Source organism: Corynebacterium hansenii (assembly GCF_030408795.1).
GTDB lineage: Bacteria > Actinomycetota > Actinomycetes > Mycobacteriales > Mycobacteriaceae > Corynebacterium > Corynebacterium hansenii.
This window is the reverse complement of record NZ_CP047211.1, coordinates 1198884-1222752: the sequence shown is the minus strand read 5'-3', so window position 1 is coordinate 1222752 and position 23869 is coordinate 1198884. Positions and strand designations below refer to the sequence as shown.

At 71.1% G+C, this 23869-nt stretch carries 25 protein-coding genes and 3 tRNA genes; 7 read left to right on the top strand and 21 right to left on the bottom strand.

The annotated features are described in order from the left end of the window. Nucleotide 1: 1 nt before the first annotated feature. From rnc to CHAN_RS05345, 10 genes are all read right to left on the bottom strand, one after another. Nucleotides 2-730 (bottom strand): ribonuclease III, encoded by a 729-nt coding sequence (gene rnc / locus CHAN_RS05390; protein WP_048742385.1) that lies wholly within the window; start codon nucleotides 728-730, stop codon nucleotides 2-4. Beyond that, nucleotides 727-1302 carry a YceD family protein gene (locus tag CHAN_RS05385; RefSeq protein ID WP_377748516.1) on the bottom strand — a complete coding sequence of 192 codons (576 nt, stop codon included), beginning with the start codon at nucleotides 1300-1302 and terminating at the stop codon, nucleotides 727-729. The genes rnc and CHAN_RS05385 overlap by 4 nt, the downstream gene beginning before the upstream one ends. Nucleotides 1303-1352: 50 nt before the next feature. Next, entirely contained in the window at nucleotides 1353-2117 is a 765-nt protein-coding gene (locus tag CHAN_RS05380) for a DivIVA domain-containing protein (RefSeq protein ID WP_048742382.1), read from the bottom strand. Between the two features lie 74 nt (nucleotides 2118-2191). Beyond that, nucleotides 2192-2665, bottom strand: coding sequence for a pantetheine-phosphate adenylyltransferase (coaD, locus tag CHAN_RS05375; RefSeq protein ID WP_048742379.1), 474 nt, complete (start codon nucleotides 2663-2665; stop codon nucleotides 2192-2194). After that, complete coding sequence (rsmD, locus tag CHAN_RS05370; protein WP_290292617.1) at nucleotides 2662-3240, bottom strand: 16S rRNA (guanine(966)-N(2))-methyltransferase RsmD; 579 nt, start codon at nucleotides 3238-3240, stop codon at nucleotides 2662-2664. Before rsmD ends, coaD begins: the two co-directional genes overlap by 4 nt. Then, on the bottom strand, nucleotides 3237-3494 hold the full coding sequence (locus CHAN_RS05365; RefSeq protein WP_377748517.1) for a biotin/lipoyl-containing protein: 258 nt from the start codon (nucleotides 3492-3494) through the stop codon (nucleotides 3237-3239). The genes rsmD and CHAN_RS05365 overlap by 4 nt, the downstream gene beginning before the upstream one ends. Before the next feature lie 33 nt (nucleotides 3495-3527). Continuing rightward, nucleotides 3528-5660 (bottom strand): ATP-dependent DNA helicase RecG, encoded by a 2133-nt coding sequence (locus tag CHAN_RS05360; RefSeq protein ID WP_290292614.1) that lies wholly within the window; start codon nucleotides 5658-5660, stop codon nucleotides 3528-3530. A 12-nt stretch (nucleotides 5661-5672) separates the two neighbouring features. Further along, complete coding sequence (locus CHAN_RS05355; RefSeq protein ID WP_290292611.1) at nucleotides 5673-7262, bottom strand: DAK2 domain-containing protein; 1590 nt, start codon at nucleotides 7260-7262, stop codon at nucleotides 5673-5675. A 10-nt stretch (nucleotides 7263-7272) separates the two neighbouring features. Beyond that, nucleotides 7273-7965 carry a uracil-DNA glycosylase gene (locus tag CHAN_RS05350; protein WP_048742373.1) on the bottom strand — a complete coding sequence of 231 codons (693 nt, stop codon included), beginning with the start codon at nucleotides 7963-7965 and terminating at the stop codon, nucleotides 7273-7275. Then, nucleotides 7965-8915 (bottom strand): thiamine-phosphate kinase, encoded by a 951-nt coding sequence (locus tag CHAN_RS05345; RefSeq protein WP_290292608.1) that lies wholly within the window; start codon nucleotides 8913-8915, stop codon nucleotides 7965-7967. The genes CHAN_RS05350 and CHAN_RS05345 overlap by 1 nt, the downstream gene beginning before the upstream one ends. A gap of 99 nt (nucleotides 8916-9014) precedes the next feature. Between CHAN_RS05345 and CHAN_RS05340 the strand changes: the two genes are divergently transcribed. After that, nucleotides 9015-9959 carry a DUF3515 domain-containing protein gene (locus CHAN_RS05340; protein WP_290292606.1) on the top strand — a complete coding sequence of 315 codons (945 nt, stop codon included), beginning with the start codon at nucleotides 9015-9017 and terminating at the stop codon, nucleotides 9957-9959. 15 nt (nucleotides 9960-9974) lie between these two features. Here CHAN_RS05340 and CHAN_RS05335 read toward each other — a convergent pair whose 3' ends face one another. Beyond that, nucleotides 9975-11111 carry a D-alanine--D-alanine ligase family protein gene (locus tag CHAN_RS05335; protein ID WP_290292603.1) on the bottom strand — a complete coding sequence of 379 codons (1137 nt, stop codon included), beginning with the start codon at nucleotides 11109-11111 and terminating at the stop codon, nucleotides 9975-9977. A 38-nt stretch (nucleotides 11112-11149) separates the two neighbouring features. After that, nucleotides 11150-12148 (bottom strand): NAD(P)H-dependent glycerol-3-phosphate dehydrogenase, encoded by a 999-nt coding sequence (locus CHAN_RS05330; RefSeq protein WP_290292599.1) that lies wholly within the window; start codon nucleotides 12146-12148, stop codon nucleotides 11150-11152. Nucleotides 12149-12380: 232 nt separating this feature from the next. Here CHAN_RS05330 and CHAN_RS05325 point away from each other — a divergent pair, with 232 nt between their 5' ends. After that, entirely contained in the window at nucleotides 12381-13358 is a 978-nt protein-coding gene (locus tag CHAN_RS05325; protein WP_082144432.1) for an NUDIX hydrolase, read from the top strand. A gap of 77 nt (nucleotides 13359-13435) precedes the next feature. On the opposite strand, the gene CHAN_RS05320 is transcribed toward CHAN_RS05325, so the two are convergent. The 3 genes from CHAN_RS05320 to leuC all read right to left on the bottom strand — a co-directional run bounded on the left by CHAN_RS05320 (nucleotide 13436) and on the right by leuC (nucleotide 16028). Beyond that, on the bottom strand, nucleotides 13436-13774 hold the full coding sequence (locus CHAN_RS05320; protein ID WP_290292597.1) for an HU family DNA-binding protein: 339 nt from the start codon (nucleotides 13772-13774) through the stop codon (nucleotides 13436-13438). Nucleotides 13775-13964: 190 nt separating this feature from the next. Then, entirely contained in the window at nucleotides 13965-14558 is a 594-nt protein-coding gene (gene leuD, locus CHAN_RS05315) for a 3-isopropylmalate dehydratase small subunit (protein ID WP_048742361.1), read from the bottom strand. 39 nt (nucleotides 14559-14597) lie between these two features. Further along, a complete protein-coding gene (gene leuC / locus CHAN_RS05310; RefSeq protein ID WP_290292593.1) occupies nucleotides 14598-16028 on the bottom strand; it encodes a 3-isopropylmalate dehydratase large subunit in 1431 nt (476 codons plus the stop codon). A 136-nt stretch (nucleotides 16029-16164) separates the two neighbouring features. Here leuC and CHAN_RS05305 point away from each other — a divergent pair, with 136 nt between their 5' ends. The 3 genes from CHAN_RS05305 to CHAN_RS05295 are packed head-to-tail and all read left to right on the top strand — an operon-like array spanning nucleotide 16165 to nucleotide 18843. Then, nucleotides 16165-16890: an IclR family transcriptional regulator gene (locus CHAN_RS05305; RefSeq protein ID WP_048742359.1), complete on the top strand. Its 726-nt coding sequence runs from the start codon at nucleotides 16165-16167 to the stop codon at nucleotides 16888-16890. After that, nucleotides 16890-18131, top strand: a complete 1242-nt coding sequence (locus CHAN_RS05300; RefSeq protein WP_290292588.1) for an MFS transporter — start codon at nucleotides 16890-16892, stop codon at nucleotides 18129-18131. The genes CHAN_RS05305 and CHAN_RS05300 overlap by 1 nt, the downstream gene beginning before the upstream one ends. Before the next feature lie 28 nt (nucleotides 18132-18159). Next, the gene (locus tag CHAN_RS05295) at nucleotides 18160-18843 is read left to right on the top strand and encodes a metal-dependent transcriptional regulator (RefSeq protein ID WP_290292586.1); all 684 of its coding nucleotides are present in this window, start codon (nucleotides 18160-18162) and stop codon (nucleotides 18841-18843) included. A 3-nt stretch (nucleotides 18844-18846) separates the two neighbouring features. Here the strand turns inward: CHAN_RS05295 and CHAN_RS05290 are convergent, their stop codons facing one another. Both CHAN_RS05290 and CHAN_RS05285 read right to left on the bottom strand, forming a co-directional pair. Then, nucleotides 18847-19344 carry a flavin reductase family protein gene (locus CHAN_RS05290; RefSeq protein ID WP_048742353.1) on the bottom strand — a complete coding sequence of 166 codons (498 nt, stop codon included), beginning with the start codon at nucleotides 19342-19344 and terminating at the stop codon, nucleotides 18847-18849. Next, nucleotides 19341-19748 (bottom strand): pyridoxamine 5'-phosphate oxidase family protein, encoded by a 408-nt coding sequence (locus CHAN_RS05285; protein WP_035122131.1) that lies wholly within the window; start codon nucleotides 19746-19748, stop codon nucleotides 19341-19343. Before CHAN_RS05285 ends, CHAN_RS05290 begins: the two co-directional genes overlap by 4 nt. A 104-nt stretch (nucleotides 19749-19852) precedes the next feature. Here CHAN_RS05285 and nrdI point away from each other — a divergent pair, with 104 nt between their 5' ends. Both nrdI and nrdF read left to right on the top strand, forming a co-directional pair. After that, nucleotides 19853-20302 carry a class Ib ribonucleoside-diphosphate reductase assembly flavoprotein NrdI gene (nrdI, locus tag CHAN_RS05280; protein WP_290292581.1) on the top strand — a complete coding sequence of 150 codons (450 nt, stop codon included), beginning with the start codon at nucleotides 19853-19855 and terminating at the stop codon, nucleotides 20300-20302. Then, nucleotides 20299-21288 carry a class 1b ribonucleoside-diphosphate reductase subunit beta gene (gene nrdF, locus CHAN_RS05275; RefSeq protein WP_290292579.1) on the top strand — a complete coding sequence of 330 codons (990 nt, stop codon included), beginning with the start codon at nucleotides 20299-20301 and terminating at the stop codon, nucleotides 21286-21288. Before nrdI ends, nrdF begins: the two co-directional genes overlap by 4 nt. 432 nt (nucleotides 21289-21720) lie before the next feature. Here the strand turns inward: nrdF and CHAN_RS05270 are convergent. From CHAN_RS05270 to gltX, 4 genes are all read right to left on the bottom strand, one after another. Further along, nucleotides 21721-21793, bottom strand: a tRNA-Glu gene (locus CHAN_RS05270). A gap of 282 nt (nucleotides 21794-22075) precedes the next feature. Continuing rightward, a tRNA-Glu gene (locus CHAN_RS05265) sits at nucleotides 22076-22148 on the bottom strand. A 43-nt stretch (nucleotides 22149-22191) separates the two neighbouring features. Then, nucleotides 22192-22263, bottom strand: a tRNA-Gln gene (locus tag CHAN_RS05260). Between the two features lie 99 nt (nucleotides 22264-22362). Then, complete coding sequence (gltX, locus tag CHAN_RS05255) at nucleotides 22363-23856, bottom strand: glutamate--tRNA ligase (protein ID WP_290292577.1); 1494 nt, start codon at nucleotides 23854-23856, stop codon at nucleotides 22363-22365. Nucleotides 23857-23869: the final 13 nt, after the last annotated feature.

Genomic DNA, 23869 nt, shown 5'->3' with positions numbered 1-23869 from the left:
CCTACCCCAGCGCCGTGTGGGCCCGGTGGGCCGCGAGCATCTCGGCTTCCTTCTTCGTCGCGCCGGTGCCGGTGCCGCGGACGACGCCGTCGACGAGCAGTTCGACGGAGTACGTGCGGGCGTGGTCCGGGCCCTCGGAGCTGACGACGTATTCGGCGGCCGGGAGCTTCTTCGCCGCCAGGCGCTCCTGCAGCAGCGTCTTCCAGTCGCGGCCGCGCGACTGGGTCGGGGCCTCGTCGATCATCGCGTCGAACAGCCGCAGGATGGTGTCCCGCGACGTGGCGAAGCCGTGCTGGAGGTAGATCGCACCGAGCAGCGCCTCCACGGTGTCCGCCAGGATCGAATGCTTGTCGGCGCCGCCCGTCGACTTCTCGCCGCGGCCCAGCAGGATGTGCGGGCCCAACTCGATGCGGCGAGCCAGGTCGGCGAGGGCGTACATGTTGACCACGCCCGCGCGCATCTTGGAGATGTCCTGCTCCGCGCGATCGGGGAAACGCCGGTACAGCTCCTCGGCGACGCACATGCCCAGCACGGCGTCGCCCAGGAACTCCAGGCGCTCGTTGTTGGTCAGGTTGCCGTTTTCGTTGGCGAAGCTGCGGTGCGTCAGCGCCAGGCACAGCCGGTCGTCGTCGAGCCCGACGCCCAGCCGCTCGAGCAGCGGTGCGTGATCGACCGCGGTGAACGCCGCCTGGCGCGCCGCCTCACCGCTCAGGCGCCGCTTCCGGCTCACTTGGCGTCCCCGTCGCCGGAGCCCAGGTCGCCGAACTTCTCGGCCAAACCGGCCCAGCGCGGATCCGGGAGGTCACCCTCCTGGCCGGACACGCCGTCGGGCTCGGGCACGCCGGTCTCCTCCCCGTGGCAGGGGTGATCCTCGAAGCTCTCGCACGTCGGGTTGAAGGGCAGCGCCAGCACGGCCTCGTCGATCACCGCCTGGGTGATGTCGGCCAGGTCGCCGTCGAGGGCCGGGACGTCGTCGTCCACGTCGCCGTCCTCCGGATCGGCGGTGACGAAGCCCTCGCCGGCCGAGAACACGGTGGACACGTGGATGTCCAGCTCGTCGGCCAGGTTGCCCAGGCAGCGCACGCACTGGCCGGACAGCGGGGCGCGGACGTCGGCGTCGATGAGCACGCCGCCGCCGAGGGGGGTGACCACGCCGTCGAGGCGCACCTCCGTCCCCTTCTCCACCGCGATCATTTCGGCGCCGATGCGCTCGGGCGCATCGCCGACACGGGAAAAGGGCTCGGGCGCGCCTTCGCGCAGCACCCGGCCCACGTCAAACACGAAAGGGGAAGCGGCAGTCATAATGCCGCCATCCTACCTCCCCCGCCGGATTCCCTCTCCGGCGCGGGGCCTCAGCGGCGGTAGTCCCCGCCGCGCTCGTACGGGCGGTCCGACCCGAGCTCCTCGCGGTCGGCTGCGGCGCCCGGCCCGGAGGCGCCGGCGCCCTTGCGCAGCGCCGCGCGGTCGCGGCCGACCGAGCGCAGCGTCTCGGACAGCGACGCCTCGAATTCGGCGAGCTTGTCGTCGACGTACACGTCGCACTCCCCGCGAAGCCGCTTCGAGTCGGCGTAGGCGGATTCGACGACCCGGCGCGCCTCCTCGTTGGCCTCGTGGACGACCGTCGACTCGGAGACCAGCCGCTCCTGCTCCGCCAGGCCGTCCTTGACGGAACGGTCGTAGGCGGCGTTGCCGGACGCGACGAGGCGCTCGGCCTCGGTCGCCGCGCGCTCGGTGACCTGGCGGTACTCGCGGTCGGCGTCCTCGCGCCGGCGGGCGGCCTCTTCCTGGGCCTCGGCGACGGTGGCGTGGGCGCGGTTCTCCGCGTCCTCCACCATGCGGCGGGAGCGCTCCTCGGCCTCGTCCATGATGCGGCGGGCCTCCTCCTCCGCGGCCGCGATCGACTCGGCCGCGGTCGCCTCGGCCTCGCCGATGATCGCGTCGCGCTGGTCGAGCACGTCCTGGGCGTCGTCGAGCTCCGCGGGGAACGCGTTGCGCAATTCGTCGAGAAGCACCAGCACGTCGCGGCGCGGCACCATGCAATTCGCCGTCATCGGGACGCCATAGGCTTCCTCGACGGTCTGGACAAGTTCATCGAGGGATTCAAAGACGCGGTACATGGCCCCGAGATTACGCGACGACCTGCGGGGATGCCGTGATTGCAGGCCACGGCGTTTTGCGGTCGGCGATGCGGCTACGTCAGCCGCGCGCGCAGGGCCTCCTGCACCGGTTCCGGCACGAGCCCCTCGACGGAGCCGCCGTAGCGCACGACTTCCTTCATCAGGGTCGACGAGACGTGCCCGTACTTGGGGTCCGCCTCGATGAACATGGTGTCCACGCCGGACATGCGGCGGTTCATCTGGGCCATGGGAACTTCGTATTCGTAGTCCAGCGCCGAGCGCAGGCCCTTGACCAGCGTCGCGATGCCGTGCTCGGTGGTGTAGTCCACCAGCAGCTCGGACCAGGAATCGACGCGGACGTTGTCCAGGTGGCCGGTGCACTCCTCGATCAGGCGCATCCGCTCATCCGGGGTGAACATCCCCGTCTTGTTGGGGTTGTGGGTGACCAGGACGGTCACTTCGTCGAAAAGCACCGAGGCGCGCTGGATGACGTCGAGATGGCCGCTGGTGAGCGGGTCGTACGAACCGGGGCAGCAGGCATGGGTCATTGGTCTTCCCCTCGTCGGTAGATCGCGGTGTCGAAGCGGGCCAGGCCGTGGATGCGGCGCTTGAGCTTCTGCTCCAGGATGCCGTATCCGTCGGGCCAGACGGTTTCGTCGTCCGCGGAATGCCGCTCGACGGTGACCACGGCGCCGTCGCGCAGCGCCGGGCGCAGCGCCTCGAGCATCTCGGTGACCGCCTCCCCCGCCAGCTCATAGGGCGGATCCGCGATGACGCGGTCGAAATGGTCCGCCGGCGCACCGGCCAGGTACGTCGACGCCTTCATTTCGGCGACGGTGACCCGGGGGTGGCCCACCGTGCCGATGTTCGCGCGGATCGCGCGGCACGCCGCCGGGCTCGACTCGACCAGCACGACCTCCGCGGCACCGCGCGACGCCGCCTCCAGGCCCAGCGCGCCCGACCCCGCGAACAGGTCCAGCACCGTGGTGCCCTCGATGCCGAAGCGCGAGGACCAGGAGGAGAAGATCGCCTCGCGCGCCCGATCCGTCGTCGGCCGGGTCGCGTCGCCCTTCGGGGTCACCAGCTTCCGGCCGCGGGCGACGCCCGCGATGATGCGGCTCATCGGGCCCCCTCGCCCTTCGGCGCCAGGGTCAGCAGCGGGTCACCGCCGGAGACGTCGGAGAAGTCCTCCACCAGCACCTCGGCCACCGTCGCGGGGCACGGCGCCTGCACGGGGGCCTCCAGCTTCACGGCCTCGACCACCGCGACGGGCAGCCCGGTGGTCACGTCATCGCCCGCGGCGACCTGCAGCCGCACCACTCCCGCGAAGGGGGCGCACACGACCACGGCGCCGTCGTCACCGTTCGATTCGCTCATGGCACCGAGTCTACGGGCGCGGCGCGGTGGGGCTCAGCTGCGGTCCAGGAACCCGGCTTCCTCGTCGGTGATGTCGTAGGTCAGCGTCCTCGCGTGCTTGGGGTCCGCGGCGGCGAGCTTTGCGGCGTCCTCCCGCGCGCGCTCGATGATCCGCGCGTCGCCGCCGAGGTCGAGCAGGCCGAGCCCGGCGGTCAGGCCGGACTGGCTCTCGCCCAGGACGTCGCCGTGCTTGCGGGTGCGCACGTCGATCTCGGCGAGCCGGAAGCCGTCGTTCGTCGCCGCGATGGCGTCGAGCCGCGCCCGCTCCGGCGTGTCCGGCATCGTCTCGGTGCACAGGAAGCACCGCCCGGGCAGCTCGCCGCGGCCGATGCGCCCGCGCAGCTGGTGCAGCTGCGAGACGCCGTAGCTCTCGGCGCGGCGGATCATCATCACGGTCGCCTCGGGCACGTCGACGCCGACCTCGACGACCGTCGTCGCCACCAGCACCGACGTCCGGCCCGCCGCGAAATCGGCCATCGCCGAGGACTTCTCCTCCGCCGACATGCGGCCGTGCAGGAACCCGACCGCGACGCCCGGCAGGTTGCGCCGGGCCAGGTCGAAGTTGTCCTCCACGGATTCTCCCTCGCCCAGGATCCGCGGCGACACCACGAACGCCCGGTGCCCCGCTTCGGCCTCCTCGCGGATCACCTCCCAGGCACGTGCCTCCCACTTCGGCTTTTCCACGGTCGGAACGACGATCGTCCGCACGTTCCGGCGCCGCCCGGGCAGTTCGGCGAGCTCCGAGACGTCGAGGTCGCCGAACACCGTCATCGCCAGGGTGCGCGGGATGGGCGTGGCGGTCATGACCAGCACGTGGGGCGTCATCCCGTCGCGCCCGCGCTCGCGCAGCCGGTCGCGCTGGCGGACGCCGAAGCGGTGCTGCTCGTCGATGACCACCATCCCCAGGTCAAAGAAGTCCACGCCCTCGCTCAGCAGCGCGTGCGTGCCCACGATGATCCCCGACTCGCCCGAGACGATGTCCAGCAGCGCCGCCCGCTTCTCCCCCACGGGCATCGAACCGGTCAGCGAGGTCACCTTCGCGTCCACGCCGGCGTCGTCGAGAAGCCCCGCGATGGTCCGCGCGTGCTGCGCGGCCAGGACCTCCGTCGGGGCCAGCAGCACGCTCTGGCGGCCCTCGTCGAGGACCTGCAGCATGCCCAGCAGCGCGACGACGGTCTTACCGGAGCCGACCTCGCCCTGCAGCAGACGGTTCATCGGCGTCGGGCGGGAAAGGTCGGCGGAGATGTCGGCGAGCACCGACCGCTGCCCGCCGGTCAGCTCGAAGGGGAGATTCCCGGCGAGCCGGGCCGCGCGGCCGTCGGCGGACGGCGGGCACTCAGGCGCCACCCGGTCGGCGTTGCCCGCGCGGCGCAGGGCGAGGGCGAGCTGCAGCTCCAGGGCCTCGTCGTATTTGAGGCGGTCGATGGCCGCCTGCGGGCCGGCGGCGCCCGGGAAGTGCGCCTCGCGCAGCGCCACGTCAAACGTCGGCAGGTGCGACGGCCATTCGGGCAGCGGCTCGTCCTGGCGCGGCAGCCACCGCAGCACCCGCCGGATGTACAGCGCCAGGAGAATCCCCGACAGCCCCTTCCGGCCGCGGTGGATGGGCAGATACGGCCGCGCCAGCAGGCCGCGGAGCTCCGCCATGCCGTCGGCGCCGTCGATGAGCTTCTTCAGCTTGCCCGTCGCCGCGCCCGGCTGGCCGTCGGCGCCGATGACCAGCAGGTCCGCGCCCTTGATCTGGGGATTCCCGCGGTATTCGTCGAGCGTGCCCAGCACCAGCAGCCGCGTGCCCGGGTGCAGCACGTGCACCAGCCACCCCTGCCCGAACAGGGGCATCGGCATGATCCGCCGGCCATCGGTGACCGTGACGCGGAGCGGGCGGCGGGTCGCCCCCGGAGCCGATTCGACGACGCTCACCACCTCCACGACCGCCGTGATCGACTCCCCCACCTGGGCGTAATCGACGTTGAGGCTGTGCCCCTGTGCGGCGTAGCGCTGGGGCAGGCGCGAGAGCAATTCGCCGACCGACGTCGCGCCGATCGAATCCCCGACCTTCTTCGCGGCCTTGGGCCCCAGGACCTCGCGCAGCGGCGTCATGGCCGTCGCCGTCGCCAACCAGCCCAGCATCGCCGTCGCCCGCTACTCGACGCCGATCTGGGCGAGCTCGGCGATGCCGTCGGCGGCGTACGCGGTGACGTCGACGCCCGGCGCGATGTCCCGCAGCCGCCGGCGCAGGGCCGTGGTCGACTCGGGGTCGACGCCCGTGCCCAGCAGCACCGTGACCAGCTCTCCGCCGGAGCGCAGCATCAGCTCCACCGTCCGGGTCAGCGCCTCGGCGACGGTGTCGGCGACGACGAGGATGTCCCCGCCGACCGTCGCCAGCACGTCCCCCTTGGCGCAGGGCCCGGCGGCGGTGAGGCCCGCGCCCGGCGCCGCGCCCAGGGTGGCGGTGCGCATGCCGGCGGACGCCTCGCTCATGGCGTAGGCGTCGACGGCCAGGGGGATCGTCGGATCGTGCACCGCGACGGCGGCCAGCCCGTTGGCCAGCGTCGCCGTCGGCAGGATGGTGATGGAATGGCCCCCGGCCTGCGCGGCCAGCTCGACTTGGATCAGCTCGCGGTTGCCCACCAGGCCGTTGGGCAGCAGCAGCACCTCGCCGTCGCCGGGGATGCCGGCGATGGCCCCGAGGATCGATCCGACGACGTCGCCGTCCGGCCCCACCGGCGTCGCGCCCGCGGACGCGAACAGGTCGGAGATCGGCCCCGTCGGCGCGACGGCCAGCAGCGACCGGGCCGGTGCCTTCCGCCCGCCCGCGGGGACCTCGTCGATGACCTCGATGCGGATGTTCTCCGGCCGCCCGTAGTCCAGCGCCGCCTCGATGACGGCCCCCGCCTCGGCGGAATGGATGTGCGTCATGTGGCGTTCCCCGCCCTCGCCGGCGATGACCAGCGAGTTGCCCAGCGCGTGCATGGTGGCGCGGTACTCGTCCATCCGGTCGGCGGCGACGTCGATGAGGAACATCACCTCCAGCTCGGGGCCCTCCGGGGCGGATGCCGTGACGTGCAGGTCGGGTTCGTCGGGGGCTTCGCCGGACACTTCGTCGAGGAGCGCGTCGAGAAGCAGCACCAGCCCCGCGCCGCCGGCGTCGACGACGCCCGCCTCGCGCAGCGCCGGCAACTGCGACGGGGTGCGGTCCAGAGCCTGCCGCGCGGCCTCGGAGGCCGCCGCGATGACGTCGACGAGGTTCGCCGGGTCCCGCCGCCCGGCGGCGACGGCCGCCTGCCGCAGGACGGTGAGGATCGTGCCCTCCACCGGATCGGCGATGGCCCGGTCGACGTGCTTCACCGCGGTGTCCAGCGCCTTCTGCACGTGCTCGCCGCCGAAGCCGCCGGGCGCCGCGGCCTCCGCCAACGCGCGCAGGACCTGCGACAGCACCGTCCCGGAGTTGCCCCGCGCGCCGCGCACCGCGCCGGCGGCCAGGGCGATGGCGATGTCGTGCGCCCCGGGGGCCGCGCCGCTTTGCGACGGGCCGGCCGCGGCATGCTCGGCCGCGGCGAGGGCGGCGGCCATGGTCGCCGCCATGTTCGACCCCGTGTCGGCGTCGGGCACCGGGAACACGTTGAGCTCGTTGATCTCCTCGCGGCGGCGCTCCAGCACGGACACGCAGCGGCGGGCCCAGCTGAGCAGCGACGGCCCATCGATGCGGGTGGGCTGGGCGGGCGACGGCATGGCGGGCATATTACAGCGTCCAGTCCACGGGCTCGGCGCCGAGCGAGCGCAACGCCTCGTTGGCGCGGGAAAACGGGCGGGAACCGAAGAAACCCCGGGAAGCGCTCAGCGGCGACGGGTGCGGCGAACAGATGCACGGCACGTCGGCGCCGAGGAGCTTCTGCGCCGTCTGCGCGTCGCGGCCCCACAGGATGGCCACCAGAGGGGTGCCGCGGCCGGCGAGCGCGCGGATCGCCTCGGCGGTGACCTCCTCCCACCCCTTGCCGCGGTGCGAGGCGGGCTTGCCCGGCTGGACGGTGAGCACCCTGTTGAACAGCGCGACCCCGTTGTCCGTCCAGCGCGACAGATCCCCGTGCTCCGGAGGGGTCAGGCCCAGATCGGACTCGTACTCGCGGTAGATGTTGGCCAGCGACCGCGGCAACGGCCGGACGTCGCGGTGCACCGAGAAGCTCAGGCCCATCGGGTGCCCCGGCGTGGGGTACGGGTCCTGGCCGACGATGAGCACGCGGACGTCGTCGAAGGGCTTGGTGAAGGCACGCAGGACGTCGTCGCCGGCGGGCAGGTACCCGCGCCCGGCGGCGTTTTCGGCCCGGAGGAAATCGCCCATGGCGTGGATGCGGTCGGCTACGGGCTCCAGCGCGCGGGCCCAGCCGGCCTCGACGGGCAGCGGGCGGTTACCTCCATCGGTGGTCCGGTCGGCCATCAGAAGCTCACCCATCCCCCGCGCAGCCACGGCTGGCGCCCGGCGACGGACACGGGCAGGCCGCGGTCCCGGTGGACGGTGCCGATGCGCCGGAAGCCCGTGGGCGGCTCGCCCGACGTCGTGCCCAGGAGGGTGTGGTCCTCCCCGCCGGCGAGCACCCACCGCCATGGGTCGGTGTCGAGCGCGTCGGCGGCGGCCATGAGCAGCTCCGGCGGGGCGATCGTGTCCTCGTCGACGTCGATGGTGACGTTGGAGGCTCGCGCGATCTCGGAAAGGTCGACCACGAGGCCGTCGGAGTTGTCGGTCAGCGCGTTGACGCCGGCCGCACGGGCGACGGGGCCGCGGCCGTAGGCGAAATCGGGGACGAGGTGCGCTTCGACGAGCGCCCGGAACTTGTCGGGGACCGCGGAGGGAGAACCGTACCGGCGGAGCAGATCCAGGCCGGCGCCGGAGTGGCCGATGCGGCCGGCGGCGATGACCGCGTCGCCCGGCCGGGCGGCGGAGCGGACCAGCGGGCGGCCGGGACCGCCGAGCTCGCCCATCGCGGTGATGGAGATGACCAGCGAATCGCCCCCGACGACGTCGCCGCCGACCAGTTCGGCGGCGCACTTGCGGCCCTGCTCGCGCAGCCCCCTGGCGATGCCCCGCACCACGTCGAGCTTCGTGTGCTCGGGGACGGACAGGCTCATGAGGATCGCCGTGGGGCGGGCGCCCATCGCCTCGACGTCGGCGAAATTCTGCACGGCGGCCTTCGCCCCCACCTGCTCGGGGGTGGACCACTCGAGGGAGAAGTGGCGGCCCTCGACGAGCATGTCGGTGGAGGCGATGTAGCGCGCGTTGGGGGTCGTCATCGACAAAACGGCTGCGTCGTCGCCGTTTCGGGCCGAGGGGGCGGCCTCCCGGATGGCCGCGATCACCGCGTGCTCGCCGACTTCTCCGACTGTCGTCATGGTTTTGGGGTCACCGTTCCTTCCGCGGCGCCGTGGCCCGCCCGGGACGCCGCGGGGTGGCGCGTCGCCCGGGGCGGTGGCGAAGTAGACTTTTCCCACATGGGAGAAAACGTTCAGGCACAGGGTAGCCGTCGCCGTGCGGGCATCGCACTGGCCCTCGCGGTACTGCTCGCTTTCGGCGTCATCGTCGGGGCGAAGTTTTTCCAGGACAAACAGGCCCGCCAGCCGGTGCTGCTGTCGACGCTGGAGATGCCGGAAGACGATTCCCTCAAGTGCGCCGAGCTCGTCGAACGCCTCCCCGACCGCCTGGACGGCCTGGTCCGCGCCGAACTCGCCGACCCGGCGCCGAAGGGCGCGGCCGTGTGGCGCAACACCTCCGACGACCGCGTGACGCTGCGGTGCGGCGCCCCGGTGCCGATGCAGTACACGGAGCAGTCCGTCACCGAGGAACACGACGGCGTCAAGTGGATCCGCATCGACGACCCCACCGACGGGGTCAACCTGTCCACGTGGTTCTCCGTGGGCCGCTCCCCCGTCGTCGCGGTGACGGCCGACTTCTCGCGCCCGGGCGCCGTGAAGGAACTGTCGAAGGTGATGGGCCCCGATTCGGAGGTCGGCGGCGCCCCCGCGGCCAACCCGATCCCGCTGACCGATCTCCCGGCCGACGAGGCCGATGACCGCTGCTCCGCCCTGATGGCCGCGCTGCCCTCGGAAATCGGCGAGCGCAAGCGCATCGAGGGCAAGAAGCTGCCCGCCGGGTCGATGGTGTGGGCCGATGACCGGGGCAGCCTGATTTCCCTGCGCTGCGGCGTCGCCGAGCCGGCGGGTTACGAGGACACGACGGAGCAGCTGACGCAGATCAACGACATCGTGTGGTTCATGGAGCCCTCCCTGACCTCCGGCGAGGTGGGCACGTGGTACGCGATGGGCCGCGAGCGGTTCGTCGCCGTCCACCTGCCCGTCGGCGAGGCCTCCGGGATCCTGCCGAGCCTGTCCAACATCATCTCGGCGAACCTGAAGAACATCTCGCCGAGCGAGAAGTAGCGGCGGCGCCCCGCGCTATCTCCGCGCGACCAGGGCGCGCTGCACCAGCGTGCCCAGCAGCTCCGGGTAGGGCACGCCGGAGGCCGCGAACATCTGCGGGTACATGGAGATCGGGGTGAAGCCGGGCATCGTGTTGACCTCGTTGAGCACCGGCCCCCGGTCGGTGACGAAGAAGTCGACGCGGGTCAGGCCGTCGCAGCCCAGCGAGCGGAACGCCAGCTTGGACAGCTCCTGCACCTCGGCGATGGTCTCGGCCGGCAGCGGGGCGGGGATCTGGGCGGTGACCACGTCGTCGAGGTACTTGGTGTCGAAGCCGTAGAACCCCTCGTCGGAATCCTCGGTGCCCGCCAGCTGCGCGGGCGCCGACGCGATGAGCTCGCCGTCGGGGCGCTGCAGCACGCCGCACTCGACCTCCGCTCCGACGATGCCCTTCTCCACGATCACCTTCGCGTCGTGCGAGCGCGCCAGCTCCAGGGCGGCGTCGAACTCGTCCCAGGAATCGACCTTGGAGATGCCGATCGACGAGCCGCCCCGGGCCGGCTTGACGAACACCGGAAGGCCCAGCCGCTCGCGGTCGGCCCCCGACAGCTCCTCGCCCTCCAGCAGCACCGCCTGCTCCCCCACGGGGATGCCGCCGGCGACGGCCAGGTTCTTGGTGCGCTCCTTGTCCATGCCCGCAGCCGACGCGAGCACGCCCGGCCCGACGAACGGGATGCGCGACAGCTCGAGAAGTCCCTGGATCGTGCCGTCCTCGCCGTTGGGGCCGTGGAGCACCGGGAAGACGACGTCCACGACGTCGAAAAGCTCGCCCGCATCCGGCCCCGCGACGAAGCGGAGCTCTCCCTTGCGCCGCGGATCCGCCGACAACTGCAGTTCGGCGCCGCCCTCGGCGACATCCGGCACGTGCGGCAGCTCGCGGCCGTGCTTGCTCAGCGCCTCCGGGGCCGAGGTGCCCGGGGTCCACGTGCCGTCGCGGGTGATGCCGACGGGCACCACGCGGTACGTCGCGGCGTCCAGGTGCGCCATGATCGCGCCGGCGGACACGCAGGACACGTTGTGCTCGGGGCTCGCGCCGCCGTAGAGGACGGCGACGGAAATGCGGTCATCGGTGCGGCCTTCGGGGCCGGCGGTGCGCTGTGCGGGCGAAGTCATGGTTTCGCATCCTACCCGCGGCCGTGCACCGCATTTGCTCACTCCGCCTTGCGGGAGCGGCCCATCAGCGCGCGGATCATCTCCTCGACGGATTCGCCCTCGTGGCACACCGCGTGGACCGCCTCGGTGATGGGCATTTCCACGCCGTGGCCGCGGGCGAGGTCGCGCACGGAGATGGACGAGATGACGCCCTCGGCGACCTGGCCGCGGGTGGCCTTCTGGGCCTCCTCGACGGTGTCGCCGCGGCCCATGCGCTCGCCGAAGGTGCGGTTGCGCGACAGCGGCGACGAACACGTGGCCACGAGGTCGCCGAGTCCGGCCAGGCCCGAAAACGTCTTCTCCTGCGCGCCGGCGGCGACGCCGAGTCGGGTGATCTCCGCCAGGCCGCGGGTGATGATCGTCGCCAGCGTGTTCTCCCCCAGCCCCTGCCCCGTGGCCATGCCGCACGCCAGGGCGATGACGTTCTTGCACGCGCCGCCGATCTCGCAGCCGACGACGTCGGGGTTGGTGTAGGGGCGGAAATACCCGGTGGCCACGGCCGCCTGCACCAGTTGGGCGCGCGTGACGTCGGTGCACGCGATGACGGTCGCCGCGGGCTGGCCGTCGGCGATCTCGCGGGCCAGGTTCGGCCCGGACAGCACGGCCACGCGCTCCTCGGGGACCTCGGCGACCTCGGTGATGACCTCGCTCATGCGCTTGTGCGATTCGCGCTCGATGCCCTTGGCCAGGCTCAGCAGCGTCGCCTGCGGGCCGATCAGGTCACGCCAGTCGGCGAGGTTCGCGCGCAACGTCTGCGACGGCACGGCCAGCACCACGATGTCGGCGCCGTCGAGCGTCCCGGCGGCGTCGTCGGAGGCGGTGATGTTCTCGGGCAGGACCAGGCCGGGCAGGTAGTCGGAGTTTTCGCGCGTGGCCTGGATGCGCTCCGCCTGCTCGCCGCGGCGGGCCCACAGCCGCACCGGGTTGCCCGCGTCCGCGAAGACCTTGGCCAGCGTCGTGCCCCACGATCCCGCGCCCATCACGGCCACGTCCACCATCGTCGGTTCCTTCCCGTCGATCCGTTGCGTCCCGTCGGTTCCCGTGTCCGCCGGAAAGGGCGCGAACGCGCCGCCGGAAACCGTTTTCGCCGTCAAGCCTAGCCGTGCCCGGCCCGGCCGCGTTCGGCAGGTGAGCCGATTCGGCCGGGGTTATGCTTGGTCGAAGCATGAACCCCGCCCACAGCCGAATGCCGCGCCGGCCCCGGCGCACAGGAGTCGCAGCCACATGACCATGCACGAAAACGACAAGGACCAGGTCAACGACCAGAGCCTGACGGGTCGGTTGCGCGAGATCGGCTCCGAGCCGGGCGAGGGCGTGGCCAAGCCGACGTACGCGGCGGGCGCGGTCCTGTGGCGCGGAGATGTGGCGGACCCGGAGATCGGCGTCATCCACCGCCCCGGGTACGACGACTGGTCGCTGCCGAAGGGCAAGCTGGATCCCGGCGAGAACCTGCCCATGACCGCCGAGCGCGAGCTACGCGAGGAGACCGGCTACACGGTGCGCCTGGGCAAGCTGCTGGGCAACGTCAGCTATCCGGTCGCCGGGCGCACGAAGCTGGTCTGGTACTGGACGGGCGAGGTCCTCGAGGGCGAGTTCACGCCCAATTCCGAGGTCGACGAGCTGCGCTGGGTCGGCTTCGACGAGGCCGCCGAGCTGCTGACCTACGACCTCGACCGCGACGTGCTGAACAAGGCCCGCAAGCGCCTGGGCAACGAGCCGGACACGCGCGTCATCTACGTCCGCCACGCCCGCGCGCACTCGCGCAAGAACTGGGCCGGCGACGACAACCTGCGCCCGCTGGACAAGAAGGGCCGCCGCCAGTCGGAGCTGCTCGTCCCGGAGCTGCTGCCCTTCCGCCCGGAGCGCGTGTACTCGGCCGAGCCGGTGCGCTGCCGCCACACCGTGGAGCCCCTGGCCTCCGAGCTCGGCGTCGACGTGGTCGTCGACGAGCTCTTCGGCGACGAGGCCTGCATCTCCCGCCTGGTCGATTCCCAGCGCCGCTTCATGGAGGTCGTCGCCGAGGGCGGCGTGTCCGTCATCTGCGCCCAGGGCACGGTCATCCCCGACACCATCGCGTGGCTGTCCGCCCAGGGCACGCTGCCCATCGCGGACATCCCCTGCAAGAAGGGCTCCGCGTGGGTGCTCGGCTTCAACGACGGCGTGCTCACCACCGCCGACTACTACGCCAGCGCCCTGCCCGTGAAGTAGGACCGCGGCCTTCCCGCTTTACGACGGAAAGCCGGCTCCGACGTTCGATGTCGGAGCCGGCTTTCGTCGTGAAGCAGTCAAGCGTCGAAGCCCGTGTGGGACGACGAACGGCGCACGGAGATTCCCTCGTCGTCCGCCCTGCCCTCCTTGACCACGGCCCGGAAGTAGTTGCCGGGCCGGAACGCCGGGCTGCGCGTCGCCGGGACCTCGATGGTCTCGCCGGTGTGCGGGTTGCGGGCGGTGCGCGGCGCGCGTTCGCGGGATTCGAGGGTGCCGAAGCCCATGATCGTCACCGACTTACCCTGGGCCACCGACCGGACGACGATGTCGAGCGTGCCCTCCACCGCGGCGGCGGCGTCGGCGTGGTTGATGTCGAGCTTCTCTGCGAGCTGGGCGACGAGGTCGGCCTTGTTCATCGCGGTTGGCCTCCGGGGAATTCGGGGGTGGGGCGAGCGGTGGACGGATGCGCGGCGTGCGGGCCAATTCATCGTTTTCGACTAATGCCGCCATTGAACCAATGGCCCGACTTTCTTCCCTCAACTTAACCGCGCATGCGAAAGGGCGCCACGCGAACGTGGCGCCCTCACCCCGGGCCGAACTCGGGGTTTACTGCAGGGTACGCGGCTTGTGCGACGGCCGGGATTCCTCAAATGCCTTAATGTCGGCTTCATTTCGGAGGGTCAGGGAAATGTCGTCGAGGCCCTCGCGCAGGCGCCAGCGGGTGTAGTCGTCCACGTCGAACGGCAGGACGACGTCGCCCGCGGCCACGGTGCGGCCCTCGAGATCGACCGTCAGCTCCAGGCCCGGCTCCTCCTCGAGCTTCTTCCACAGCAGCTCGACGTCCGACTGCTCCATCTGCGCGGCCAGCAGACCGGCCTTGCCGGAGTTGCCGCGGAAGATGTCGGCGAAGCGCGACGAGATGACCACGCGGAAGCCGTAGTCCATGAGCGCCCAGACGGCGTGCTCGCGCGACGAGCCGGTGCCGAAGTCGGGGCCGGCGACCAGCACGGAGCCGTCGGCGTAGACGGGGCGGTTGAGCACGAAGTCGGGCTCGTTGACGCGCCAGTTCTTGAACAGGCCGTCCTCGAAGCCGGAGCGGGTGACGCGCTTGAGGTAGACCGCCGGGATGATCTGGTCGGTGTCGACGTTGGAGCGCCGCAGCGGCACGCCGACACCGGTGTGGGTGGTGAACTTCTCCATTTTCGGAGTCCTTTCGGAGTACGTGTCGGTGTTCGGGCGCTACAGGTCTTCCGGCGACGCCAGGCGGCCGGCGACGGCGGAGGCGGCGGCGACCGCCGGGCTGACCAGGTGGGTGCGGCCGCCCTTGCCCTGGCGGCCCTCGAAGTTGCGGTTCGAGGTCGACGCGCAGCGCTGGCCCGGATCGAGCTGGTCGGGGTTCATGCCCAGGCACATGGAGCAGCCCGGCTGGCGCCATTCCGCGCCGGCGGCGGTGAACACGGCGTCGAGGCCCTCGGCTTCGGCGAGCTCGCGGACGCGGGCGGAGCCGGGGACGACGAGCATCTGCACGCCCTCGGCGACCTTGCGGTCGCGCAGGACGTCGGCGACTGCGCGCATGTCCTCGATGCGGCCGTTGGTGCAGGAGCCGACGAAGACGACGTCGATGGGCACCTCGCGCATCGGGGTGCCGGGCTCGAGGTCCATGTATTCGAGGGCGCGCTCGGCGGCGAGGCGCTCGTCGTCGCCGGAGATCAGCTCGGGGTCCGGCACGGTTTCGCCCAGCGGGACGCCCTGGCCGGGGTTGGTGCCCCAGGTGACGAAGGGGGTCAGCGCGGAGCCGTCGATCTCGACGACGGTGTCGAATTCGGCGTCGTCGTCGGTGACCAGCGACTCCCAGTACTCGACGGCGGAGTCCCACTCCTCGCCCCGCGGCGCGTGCGGGCGGCCCTTGAGGTACTCGTACGTGGTGGCGTCGGGGGCGATCATGCCCGCGCGGGCGCCGGCCTCGATGGACATGTTGCAGATGGTCATGCGGGCTTCCATCGACAGCTTGGAGATGGCCTCGCCGCGGTACTCGATGACGTGGCCCTGGCCGCCGCCGGTGCCGATCTTGGCGATGATCGCCAGGATCAGGTCCTTGGCGGTGACCCCGGGGCGCAGCTCGCCGGAGACGTTGACCGCCATGGTCTTGAACGGCTTGAGCGGCAGCGTCTGGGTGGCCAGGACGTGCTCGACCTCGGAGGTGCCGATGCCGAAGGCCATCGCGCCGAACGCGCCGTGGGTGGCGGTGTGCGAGTCGCCGCAGACGACGGTGGTGCCCGGCTGGGTCAGGCCCAGCTGGGGGCCGACGACGTGGACGATGCCCTGCTCGCGGTCGCCCATGGGGTGCAGGCGGATGCCGAATTCCTCGGCGTTGGCGCGCAGCGTGGCGATCTGCGTGCGCGACGTCGGCTCTTTGATCAGCTCGATGGCGCCGCCGCCCGCGCCGTCGGTGGGCACGTTGTGGTCCTCGGTGGCGATGGTGAGGTCGGGGCGGCGGACCTTGCGGCCGGCGAGGCGCAGGCCGTCGAAGGCCTGGGGCGACGTGACCTCGTGGACGAGGTGGAGGTCGATGTAGATGAGATCGGGTTCACCGTTCTCGCCCCGCTTGACGACGTGGTCGCGCCACACCTTTTCGGCGAGCGTCTTCGGGCTGGCGTCCGTGGTGCTCATGGTCACCTCTCGGGTCGTGATGGGCTGCTGTGTCATCCTTGGATCCGGGGCCCGGCACGGGGTGGCGGCCCCGGTCCGAGGGTCGGCCGGCGAACCGGCCATTACATCCCAGATCGTGAGATGTTAATATCATGGCATGGGACAGACTAGCACAGCCGACGCCGCCCCGATGAGCGGGATCAAGGTTCTCGACCGTTCGGTCCTCATCCTCACCACGGTCGCCGCCGGCCCCTGCACGCTGGCCGAGTTGTGCGACCGCACCGGCCTGCCGCGCGCCACCGCGCACCGCCTGGCCACCGCACTGGAGGTGCACCGCCTGGTCACCCGCACGCCCGACGGGCGCTGGACGACGGGCCCCGGTCTCACCGACCTGACCCCGGTCACCTCTGACCTGCTGGCCGACGCCGCCGCGCACGTGCTCCCCCGCCTGATGGAGACCACCGGCGAATCGGTGCAGCTGTACCGCCTCACGGGCGACACGCGCACGTGCATCGCCTCCCTCGAACCGCCCACCGGCCTGCGCAACACCGTCCCGGTGGGCTCGCGCATGCCGCTGTCGGCCGGTTCCGCGGCGAAGATCCTGCTCGCCTACGGGCCCGCCGGCTTGGCGGAGCGCATTTTGCCCGACGCCGACTTCGATGCCGCGGAGCTGGACGACGTCGCGAAGCAGGGCTGGGCCGAGTCCATGGGCGAGCGCGACCCGGCGCTGGCCAGCGTCTCCGCCCCGGTGCGCGACGGCGCCGGCGAGATCGTGGCGGTGCTGTCCATTTCCGGGCCGGTCGAGCGCCTGTCGCCGTCGCCGTACCAGGCATGGGGCCGCGAGGTGCTCACCGCCGCGGCCGACATGGAAAAGAGGTTGTAGTGCCGCGCGGGGCCTCCCCGGCATACCGTCATTTCGTCCTGGGCCTGTCGACGCTCGCCGCCGTCGGCTCCTCCGTCGTGCACATGGGCACGCCCTTCCTCATCCCGGCGCTGACGGCGTCGGGGCTGTCGCTGCCCGCCGCGGGATTGATCGCCGCGATGCCGGCGGCGGGCATCGTGTTCACGCTCATCGCGTGGGGGTGGTTCGTCGACGTCTTCGGCGAGCGCGCCGCACTGTCGCTCGGCCTGGGGTCGACGGCGGCGATGACGGCGGTCGCGGCATGGGCGGCCGACCGCGGACCCGCCATGCTGGCGGGCGCGCTGTTCCTGGCCGGCTGCGCGGCGGCGTCGGTGAATTCGGCGTCCGGGCGCGTGGTGTCGGGATGGTACCCGCCGTCGCAGCGCGGCACGGCCATGGGCATCCGCCAGATGGCGCAGCCGCTGGGCGCGGCGCTGTCCGCCGTGACGCTGCCGGTGCTCGCGGCGTCGCACGGGATCCGCGCCGCACTGTTCTTCGCCGCCGCCCTGTGCGCGGCGCTGGCCGTCGCCTGCCTGCTGGGCATCGCCGACCCGCCGCGCCCGGAGTCCGGATCGGCGGATCACGCGGCCGCCGCCGTGAGCCCCTACCGGGGTTCGCGGCACCTGGTGCGCATCCACGTCGCATCGGCGATGCTGTCGTGGCCGCAGTCGATGATGGGCTCGTTCATCCTGGTGTGGCTCATCGCGCGGGGGCATTCGGAGGTTTCCGCCGGCGTGATCGTCATGGTCGCCCAGCTGTCCGGCGCGGGATCCCGCGCGGCGATGGGGTTCATCTCCGACCGGGCCCGTTCGCGCCTGCGCCCCTACCGGCACGTGGCCATGACGACGCTCGGGCTGCTGCTGCTCATGGCGCTTCTCGACGGCCTCGGCGGCGGATCCGACGCGGCCGATTTCGCCGCCACCCCGCTGGGCATCGCGGCGACGATCGTCATCGGGGCGCTCGCGGTCGCGGCGGTATCGCCGAACGGCCTGGCGTTCACGGCCGTGGCGGAATACGCCGGGCCGCTGTGGTCCGGGCGCGCGCTGGGCACCCAGAACACTTTCCAGAACATTATCTACGCCGCCACTCCCCCGCTGGCCGGCGCCGTGGTGGCGGGCGCCGGGTTCCCCGCGCTGTTCGCCCTGTCGGCGGTCTTCCCGGCCATCGCGCTGGCCGTCGGGCCCCGCGACGACGAACGCCGCCACGCGACCCTCGACCCCTGACGCGCGCCCCCGGATTAGGCTGAACGCCATGGAGCTCACGGACCTCAGCGACAGCGCGCAGAATTACCTGAAGACCCTGTGGACGCTGTCCGAATGGTCGGGTGCGCCGGTGCCGCCGTCCGAGGTGGCGGCCCACCTGGGGCTGCGCCCGTCGTCGGTATCGGACCAGATCCGGCGCCTGCGGGAGCAGTCGCTCGTGGAGCACGCGCCCTACGGCGCCGTGTCGCTCACCCCGGAGGGCCGGCGGTTGGCTCTGCAGATGGTGCGCCGGCACCGGCTCGTGGAGACGTTCCTCGCCGAAGTGCTCGGCTACCCCTGGGACGAGGTCCACGAGGACGCCGACCGGCTCGAGCACGCCGTCTCCGACCGCATGCTGGAACGCCTCGACGAATACCTGGGGTCGCCCGCCCACGACCCCCACGGGGACCCCATCCCCGGGCCCGACGGCGACTTGGGCGATCGCGGTGATCGCCCGCTGACGTCGTCGAGGATCGGCGAGGCCATCGAGATCACGCGGATCAGGGACGCCGACCCCGCCCTGCTGCGCCATCTGGGCGCGCGGGGCGTGGTGCCCGGGGCGGGGTTCACGGTCTCCGACGACGGGGCGTCGTCGGGCGTCATCGCCCTGGAACCGGCCTCGCCGGAGGGCGGCGCCGTCGCGGTGTCCGTCGACGTGGCGGAATCCATCCGCATCGCCGCGCCGCGCGGCTGACCCTCAGGCGGGCATGGTCGCCCAGTACGCGCGGTCGTGATGGACCAGCGGCGGGCGGCGGTTGCCCGGGATATGGGTCTCGGTGGCCCTGCACAGCAGCAGCCTCGACTCCCCGACCGGGACGATCGTGAGGATTTCCGCGCTCATCCAGCCGTTGGAGCCCTCGATCAGCGGCAGGCCGTCCGCCGCCGGCCTCCAATTCACGCCGCGGAAGCGGTCGACGCCGGAGGTCGAGAAGAGGCGGGCCACGGCCTGCTGGCCGGCGGATAGCGCGTGGACGATGAGCCGCCCGGTCGCCTCCACGGCGGGCCACGATGACGAGCCCGCCTGCATGGAGATGGTGAACACCGCCGGATCGAGGGACACCGACGCGACGGACGACGCGGTGAAGCCCACCGGCCGCCCATCGGGGTCGACCGTGGTGATCACCCACACCCCGGCCGCGCAGCCGCGGAAGAACGTCCGCAGCCCCTCGCCGAAATGATTGGTTTCCGGGTTCATCGCCCTCCGGCCACCCGGGTCCCGGCCTTCGGCCCGGAACGCAGGGAATGCACTTCCTCGATGTGGATGACCACCGCGTGCTTCGGTTCGCCCATGCCGTTGGCCGCGGCGAACGCCAGGCAATCGTCCCACGCCGGGCCGTCGTCATGCAGTTCCGCGCGGCCGAGGAAGCGGTAGCCGTCGAGGTTCGGCCGGTCGATGACCGCCACCGCGACGGGAGAACCGGCCCTGATGTTCTCCAGGTGCTGCCCGCCGGTGTTCTCGTTGTAGATCAGGGCGTCGTCGCCGTACGCGCGCAGCGATCGCTTCGGCCCGACGTTGGGCCGCTCGCCGTCGGTGACGGTCGCCAGGATGGGCAGCTGCTCGGACAGCATTTCTCGCATGCTCTCGTCGATGAGCGCCATGTGGGTTCTCCTTCTCCCGCTCGGGCGGGATTGATTGATCGATGCACCACACCCTAAACTACGGTGCTACGTACTTCAATATTCGGACTACCGGAAAGGGATGAATGGGACTCATCGTCTACTTCTCATCCGCATCGGAGAACACGCGGCGCTTCGTCGGGAAAGTGGGGCTCGACGCGGTGCGCATACCGCTCGGCCCCAAAGACCCGCCACTGCGCGTCACGCGCCCGTACGTCCTGATCACCCCGACCTACGGGGGCGGCGCACTGCGGCACGCGGTGCCGAAACAGGTGATCCGGTTCCTCAACGACCCGGACAATCGCGCGCTGATCCGCGGCGTCATCACCTCCGGCAACACCAACTTCGGCGAGGCGTTCTGCTGCGCCGGCCCGATCATCTCCGCGAAATGCGGGGTCCCGGAGCTCTTCCGCTTCGAGCTGCTGGGCACCGACCACGACGTCGACGTCGTCCGCGCGGGCCTCGCCGACTTCTGGGCCACCGCAGCCCGCACCCACCCGACCAACGACCACACCAAGGACCACGCGACCACATGAACGACATCACCCCGCCGGAATGGCGCCCGGGAGACACCCGCCCGCTGCGCCCGATCAACTGGAACCGGCTGCAGGACGACAAGGACCTGGAGATCTGGCAGCGCCTGACCGCCAACTTCTGGCTGCCGGAAAAGGTGCCGCTGTCCAACGACCTGCCGAAATGGCGGCAGATGGAACAGCGCGAGCGGGACCTCACCGTCCGCGTCTTCACCGGGCTGACCCTCCTGGACACGGTGCAGGCGACCGTCGGCGAAGTCAGCCAGATCCCCGACGCCCGCACGGAGCACGAGCAGGCCGTCTACGCGAACATCGCATTCATGCAGGCCGTCCACGCGCGGAGCTACTCATCGGTGTTCTCCACCATGTGCTCGACGGCCGAAATCGACGACGCTTACGCATGGGCCACCGCCAATCCCCTGCTCCAGGTCCGCGCGACGGCCGTGATGGCCCAGTACCGCGGGCCCGACCCGCTCAAGCGGAAGGCGGCGGCGACGCTGCTGTCGTCGCTGCTGCTGTACGCCGGCTTCTACCTGCCGCTGCGCTTCTCCTCGAGGGGCGTGATGATGAACACCGCCGACATGATCCGCCTGATCCTGCGCGACAAGGCCGTCCACGGCTACTACTCCGGCTACAAGTACCAGCGCGGCCTGGAGGCTCATCCGGAGCGGCGCGCGGAAATGGAGGATTTCACCCTGGGCCTCGTGGAAGAACTGCTGGCCATGGAGAAGGCCTATTCTTCCGAGCTTTACGACGGCTTCGAGATGATCGACGGAGTCATGGCATTCGTCCATTACAACGCCGACAAGGCCCTGATGAATCTCGGGTACCGCCCGCAGTACGAGGGCGAGGCCTCGAAGGTGGAACCGGAGATTCTCGCCGCCCTCGCGCCGGATTCGGCGGAAACGCATGATTTCTTCTCGGGCTCGGGATCGTCGTACGTGATCGGCCGGGCCGAGGAGACCGACGACGGCGACTGGGCCTTCTAGGCGCCGCGTCCCGTGACGGTGAATTGTTGGGCCCCGTGACGTTGCGATCGGCTTCTGCGGCGGTTCAGCCGCCCCGCCACCGCAACCCGCCGGGACGCGCCGGCTAACCCACCCCGAATCGGGCCCGGCCGGCGCAACCTCCCGGAACGCGCCGGCTAGCCCCTGCTAACCCACCCCGAATGGGCAGACCCACCCGTTGCAGCGGGTGGGCCTGCGCATTCGGGGTGGGTTTACGTTTAGGGGCGATGCACCGACCGGGTGGACCGACGGTTTAGACCGAGGGTGCCGTGCGCCTGGCGCCACGACTCCCCGGGCGCCGCCACCCCAGTCGCCGGCGTTCGCAACTCACCGGGACAATGACGACTGGACGGGGCTGACGGATGCGCCAAAAAGAAGAAGGCCCCCACCGAGTGGTGGAGGCCTTCTGCGTTGTACCCCGTACGGGATTTGAACCCGTGCCGCCGCCGTGAGAGGGCGGTGTCCTGGGCCGCTAGACGAACGGGGCTCATGGACGGCGATGGGGCGATCCGTTTCCGGAAGCGCTCTTCGCTGACTTGAAGAAGATTAGCAACACCCTTCGCACACTCCTAATCGCCTGGTGAAGGGCACTTTTCGGCCCCACTGCAGCCCACTGCGGCCAATCCCGAGGACTATCCCGGCGACGAGTGCCGGCGCGCACCGCAAACTCGCCGAGAAGGTCCGCGTAGCCCTGCCCAAACCCGCTGCACCCAATCCTCCCAACGAAAAAAGAAGACCCCCACCGTGAAGGTGGAGGTCTTCTTCGTCGTACCCCGTACGGGATTTGAACCCGTGCCGCCGCCGTGAGAGGGCGGTGTCCTAGGCCGCTAGACGAACGGGGCGCAGAACTCCTGCGACCACCGTTGCAGATGATCTGGAATTCAGCTGGCCTACCAGGACTCGAACCTAGAATGACGGTACCAGAAACCGTAGTGTTGCCAATTACACCATAGGCCATTGCGCTTCCGGCTCCCGGCCTTGCGACCGGCTGCCGTTGCAACGAGGACTAATATAGCCAGAGTTCCCGGAAGCACACAAATCCCCAGGTCACGGCGATTATTGCGTCGCGTCGGCCTGCCAGGGGGTGACCTCGCGGGCGGCCTTGAGGCGGGCGAGCGACTTCTCGCGGCCGAGCAGCTCCATGGACTCGAACAGCGGCGGCGACACCTGGGCGCCGGTCACGGCGACGCGGATCGGGCCGAAGGCCTTGCGGGGCTTGAGCTCCAGATCCTCGATGAGCGCCTTCTGCAGGGCGGCCTCGATGGCGGGCGTGGTGAACTCGCCGTCGCCAAGCCCCTCGACCGCCGCGATGGCGGCGTCGAGCGCCGCCACGGCATCCTCCTTGAGGTTGCGGCGGGCCGAGCGCTCGTCGAGCTCGAACTCGTCGTCGGAGACCACCAGGAACTTCACCAGGTCCCACGCCTCGCCCAGGGTCTTGATGCGGGTCTGCACCAGATCGGCGAGGAACGCGAAGTCCTTCGCGGAGAAGTCCACGGGCCATTCGCGGGTCTCGGCCAGGTAGGTGCGCAGGCGGGCCGCGAAGTCCTCCGGCTCGAGGCGGCGGATGTGCTCGGCGTTGATCGCGTCGGCCTTCTTCTGGTCGAAGCGGGCGGGGTTGGAGTTGACGTCGGCGACGTCGAACGCGGCCACCATCTCGTCCATGGTGAAGACCTCGTTGTCCGCCGAGATCGACCAGCCCAGCAGAGCCAGGTAGTTGAGCAGGCCCTCGGGCAGGAAGCCGTTGTCGCGGTGGATGAACAGGTCCGACTCGGGGTCGCGCTTGGACAGCTTCTTGTTGCCCTCGCCCATGACGAACGGCAGGTGCCCGAACTTCGGGGCGCCGGAGCCGATGCCGATGCGCTCCAGGGCGCGGTACAGGGCGATCTGGCGCGGCGTCGACGGCAGCAGGTCCTCGCCGCGCAGGACGTGGGTGATCTCCATCAGCGCGTCGTCGACCGGGTTGACCAGGGTGTACAGCGGCTCGCCGGTGGAGCGGGCGATGACGAAGTCGGAGACGGCGCCGGCCTTGAACTCGACGCGGCCGCGGACGAGGTCGTCGAAGGCGATGTCCTCGTCGGGCATGCGCAGGCGGATGACGGGCTTGCGGCCCTCCGCGCGGAACGCGTCCTTCTCCTCGTCGGTGAGGGTGCGGTCGTGGTTGTCGTAGCCGAGCTTCGGGTCGCGGCCGGCGGCGCGGTGGCGGGCCTCGGTCTCCTCCGGGGTGGAGAAGGACTCGTAGGCCTCGCCGGACTCGATGAGCTTGGCCAGGACGTCCGCGTAGATGTCCTTGCGCCGCGACTGCCGGTACGGGCCGTGCGGCCCGCCGACGTCGATGCCCTCGTCCCAGTCGAGGCCGAGCCACGTCAGGGCGTCGATGATGGCCTGGTAAGACTCTTCGGAGTCGCGCGCGGCATCGGTGTCCTCGATGCGGAACACGAGCTTGCCGCCGGTGTGGCGGGCGTAGGCCCAGTTGAACAGGGCGGTGCGGATCAGACCGACGTGGGGTGTGCCGGTCGGTGAGGGGCAGAAGCGGACGCGAACATCAGACATGCTTGACGACGAT

Coding starts and splice junctions, on each gene's coding strand:
- leuC (WP_290292593.1), bottom strand. CDS start 16,028: ATGAGCACCACGGACGCCAGCCCGAAGACGCTCGCCGAAAAGGTGTGG.
- CHAN_RS05355 (WP_290292611.1), bottom strand. CDS start 7,262: ATGCCGTCGCCCGCCCAGCCCACCCGCATCGATGGGCCGTCGCTGCTC.
- gltX (WP_290292577.1), bottom strand. CDS start 23,856: ATGTCTGATGTTCGCGTCCGCTTCTGCCCCTCACCGACCGGCACACCC.
- CHAN_RS05285 (WP_035122131.1), bottom strand. CDS start 19,748: ATGGCGCTCATCGACGAGAGCATGCGAGAAATGCTGTCCGAGCAGCTG.
- CHAN_RS05380 (WP_048742382.1), bottom strand. CDS start 2,117: ATGTACCGCGTCTTTGAATCCCTCGATGAACTTGTCCAGACCGTCGAG.
- coaD (WP_048742379.1), bottom strand. CDS start 2,665: ATGACCCATGCCTGCTGCCCCGGTTCGTACGACCCGCTCACCAGCGGC.
- leuD (WP_048742361.1), bottom strand. CDS start 14,558: ATGGAGAAGTTCACCACCCACACCGGTGTCGGCGTGCCGCTGCGGCGC.
- CHAN_RS05385 (WP_377748516.1), bottom strand. CDS start 1,302: ATGACTGCCGCTTCCCCTTTCGTGTTTGACGTGGGCCGGGTGCTGCGC.
- CHAN_RS05325 (WP_082144432.1), top strand. CDS start 12,381: ATGCACGAAAACGACAAGGACCAGGTCAACGACCAGAGCCTGACGGGT.
- CHAN_RS05340 (WP_290292606.1), top strand. CDS start 9,015: ATGGGAGAAAACGTTCAGGCACAGGGTAGCCGTCGCCGTGCGGGCATC.
- CHAN_RS05330 (WP_290292599.1), bottom strand. CDS start 12,148: ATGGTGGACGTGGCCGTGATGGGCGCGGGATCGTGGGGCACGACGCTG.
- CHAN_RS05345 (WP_290292608.1), bottom strand. CDS start 8,915: ATGACGACAGTCGGAGAAGTCGGCGAGCACGCGGTGATCGCGGCCATC.
- CHAN_RS05350 (WP_048742373.1), bottom strand. CDS start 7,965: ATGGCCGACCGGACCACCGATGGAGGTAACCGCCCGCTGCCCGTCGAG.
- CHAN_RS05360 (WP_290292614.1), bottom strand. CDS start 5,660: ATGCTGGGCTGGTTGGCGACGGCGACGGCCATGACGCCGCTGCGCGAG.
- CHAN_RS05365 (WP_377748517.1), bottom strand. CDS start 3,494: ATGAGCGAATCGAACGGTGACGACGGCGCCGTGGTCGTGTGCGCCCCC.
- rsmD (WP_290292617.1), bottom strand. CDS start 3,240: ATGAGCCGCATCATCGCGGGCGTCGCCCGCGGCCGGAAGCTGGTGACC.
- CHAN_RS05320 (WP_290292597.1), bottom strand. CDS start 13,774: ATGAACAAGGCCGACCTCGTCGCCCAGCTCGCAGAGAAGCTCGACATC.
- CHAN_RS05305 (WP_048742359.1), top strand. CDS start 16,165: ATGGGACAGACTAGCACAGCCGACGCCGCCCCGATGAGCGGGATCAAG.
- nrdI (WP_290292581.1), top strand. CDS start 19,853: ATGGGACTCATCGTCTACTTCTCATCCGCATCGGAGAACACGCGGCGC.
- CHAN_RS05295 (WP_290292586.1), top strand. CDS start 18,160: ATGGAGCTCACGGACCTCAGCGACAGCGCGCAGAATTACCTGAAGACC.
- CHAN_RS05335 (WP_290292603.1), bottom strand. CDS start 11,111: ATGACTTCGCCCGCACAGCGCACCGCCGGCCCCGAAGGCCGCACCGAT.
- CHAN_RS05290 (WP_048742353.1), bottom strand. CDS start 19,344: ATGAACCCGGAAACCAATCATTTCGGCGAGGGGCTGCGGACGTTCTTC.
- nrdF (WP_290292579.1), top strand. CDS start 20,299: ATGAACGACATCACCCCGCCGGAATGGCGCCCGGGAGACACCCGCCCG.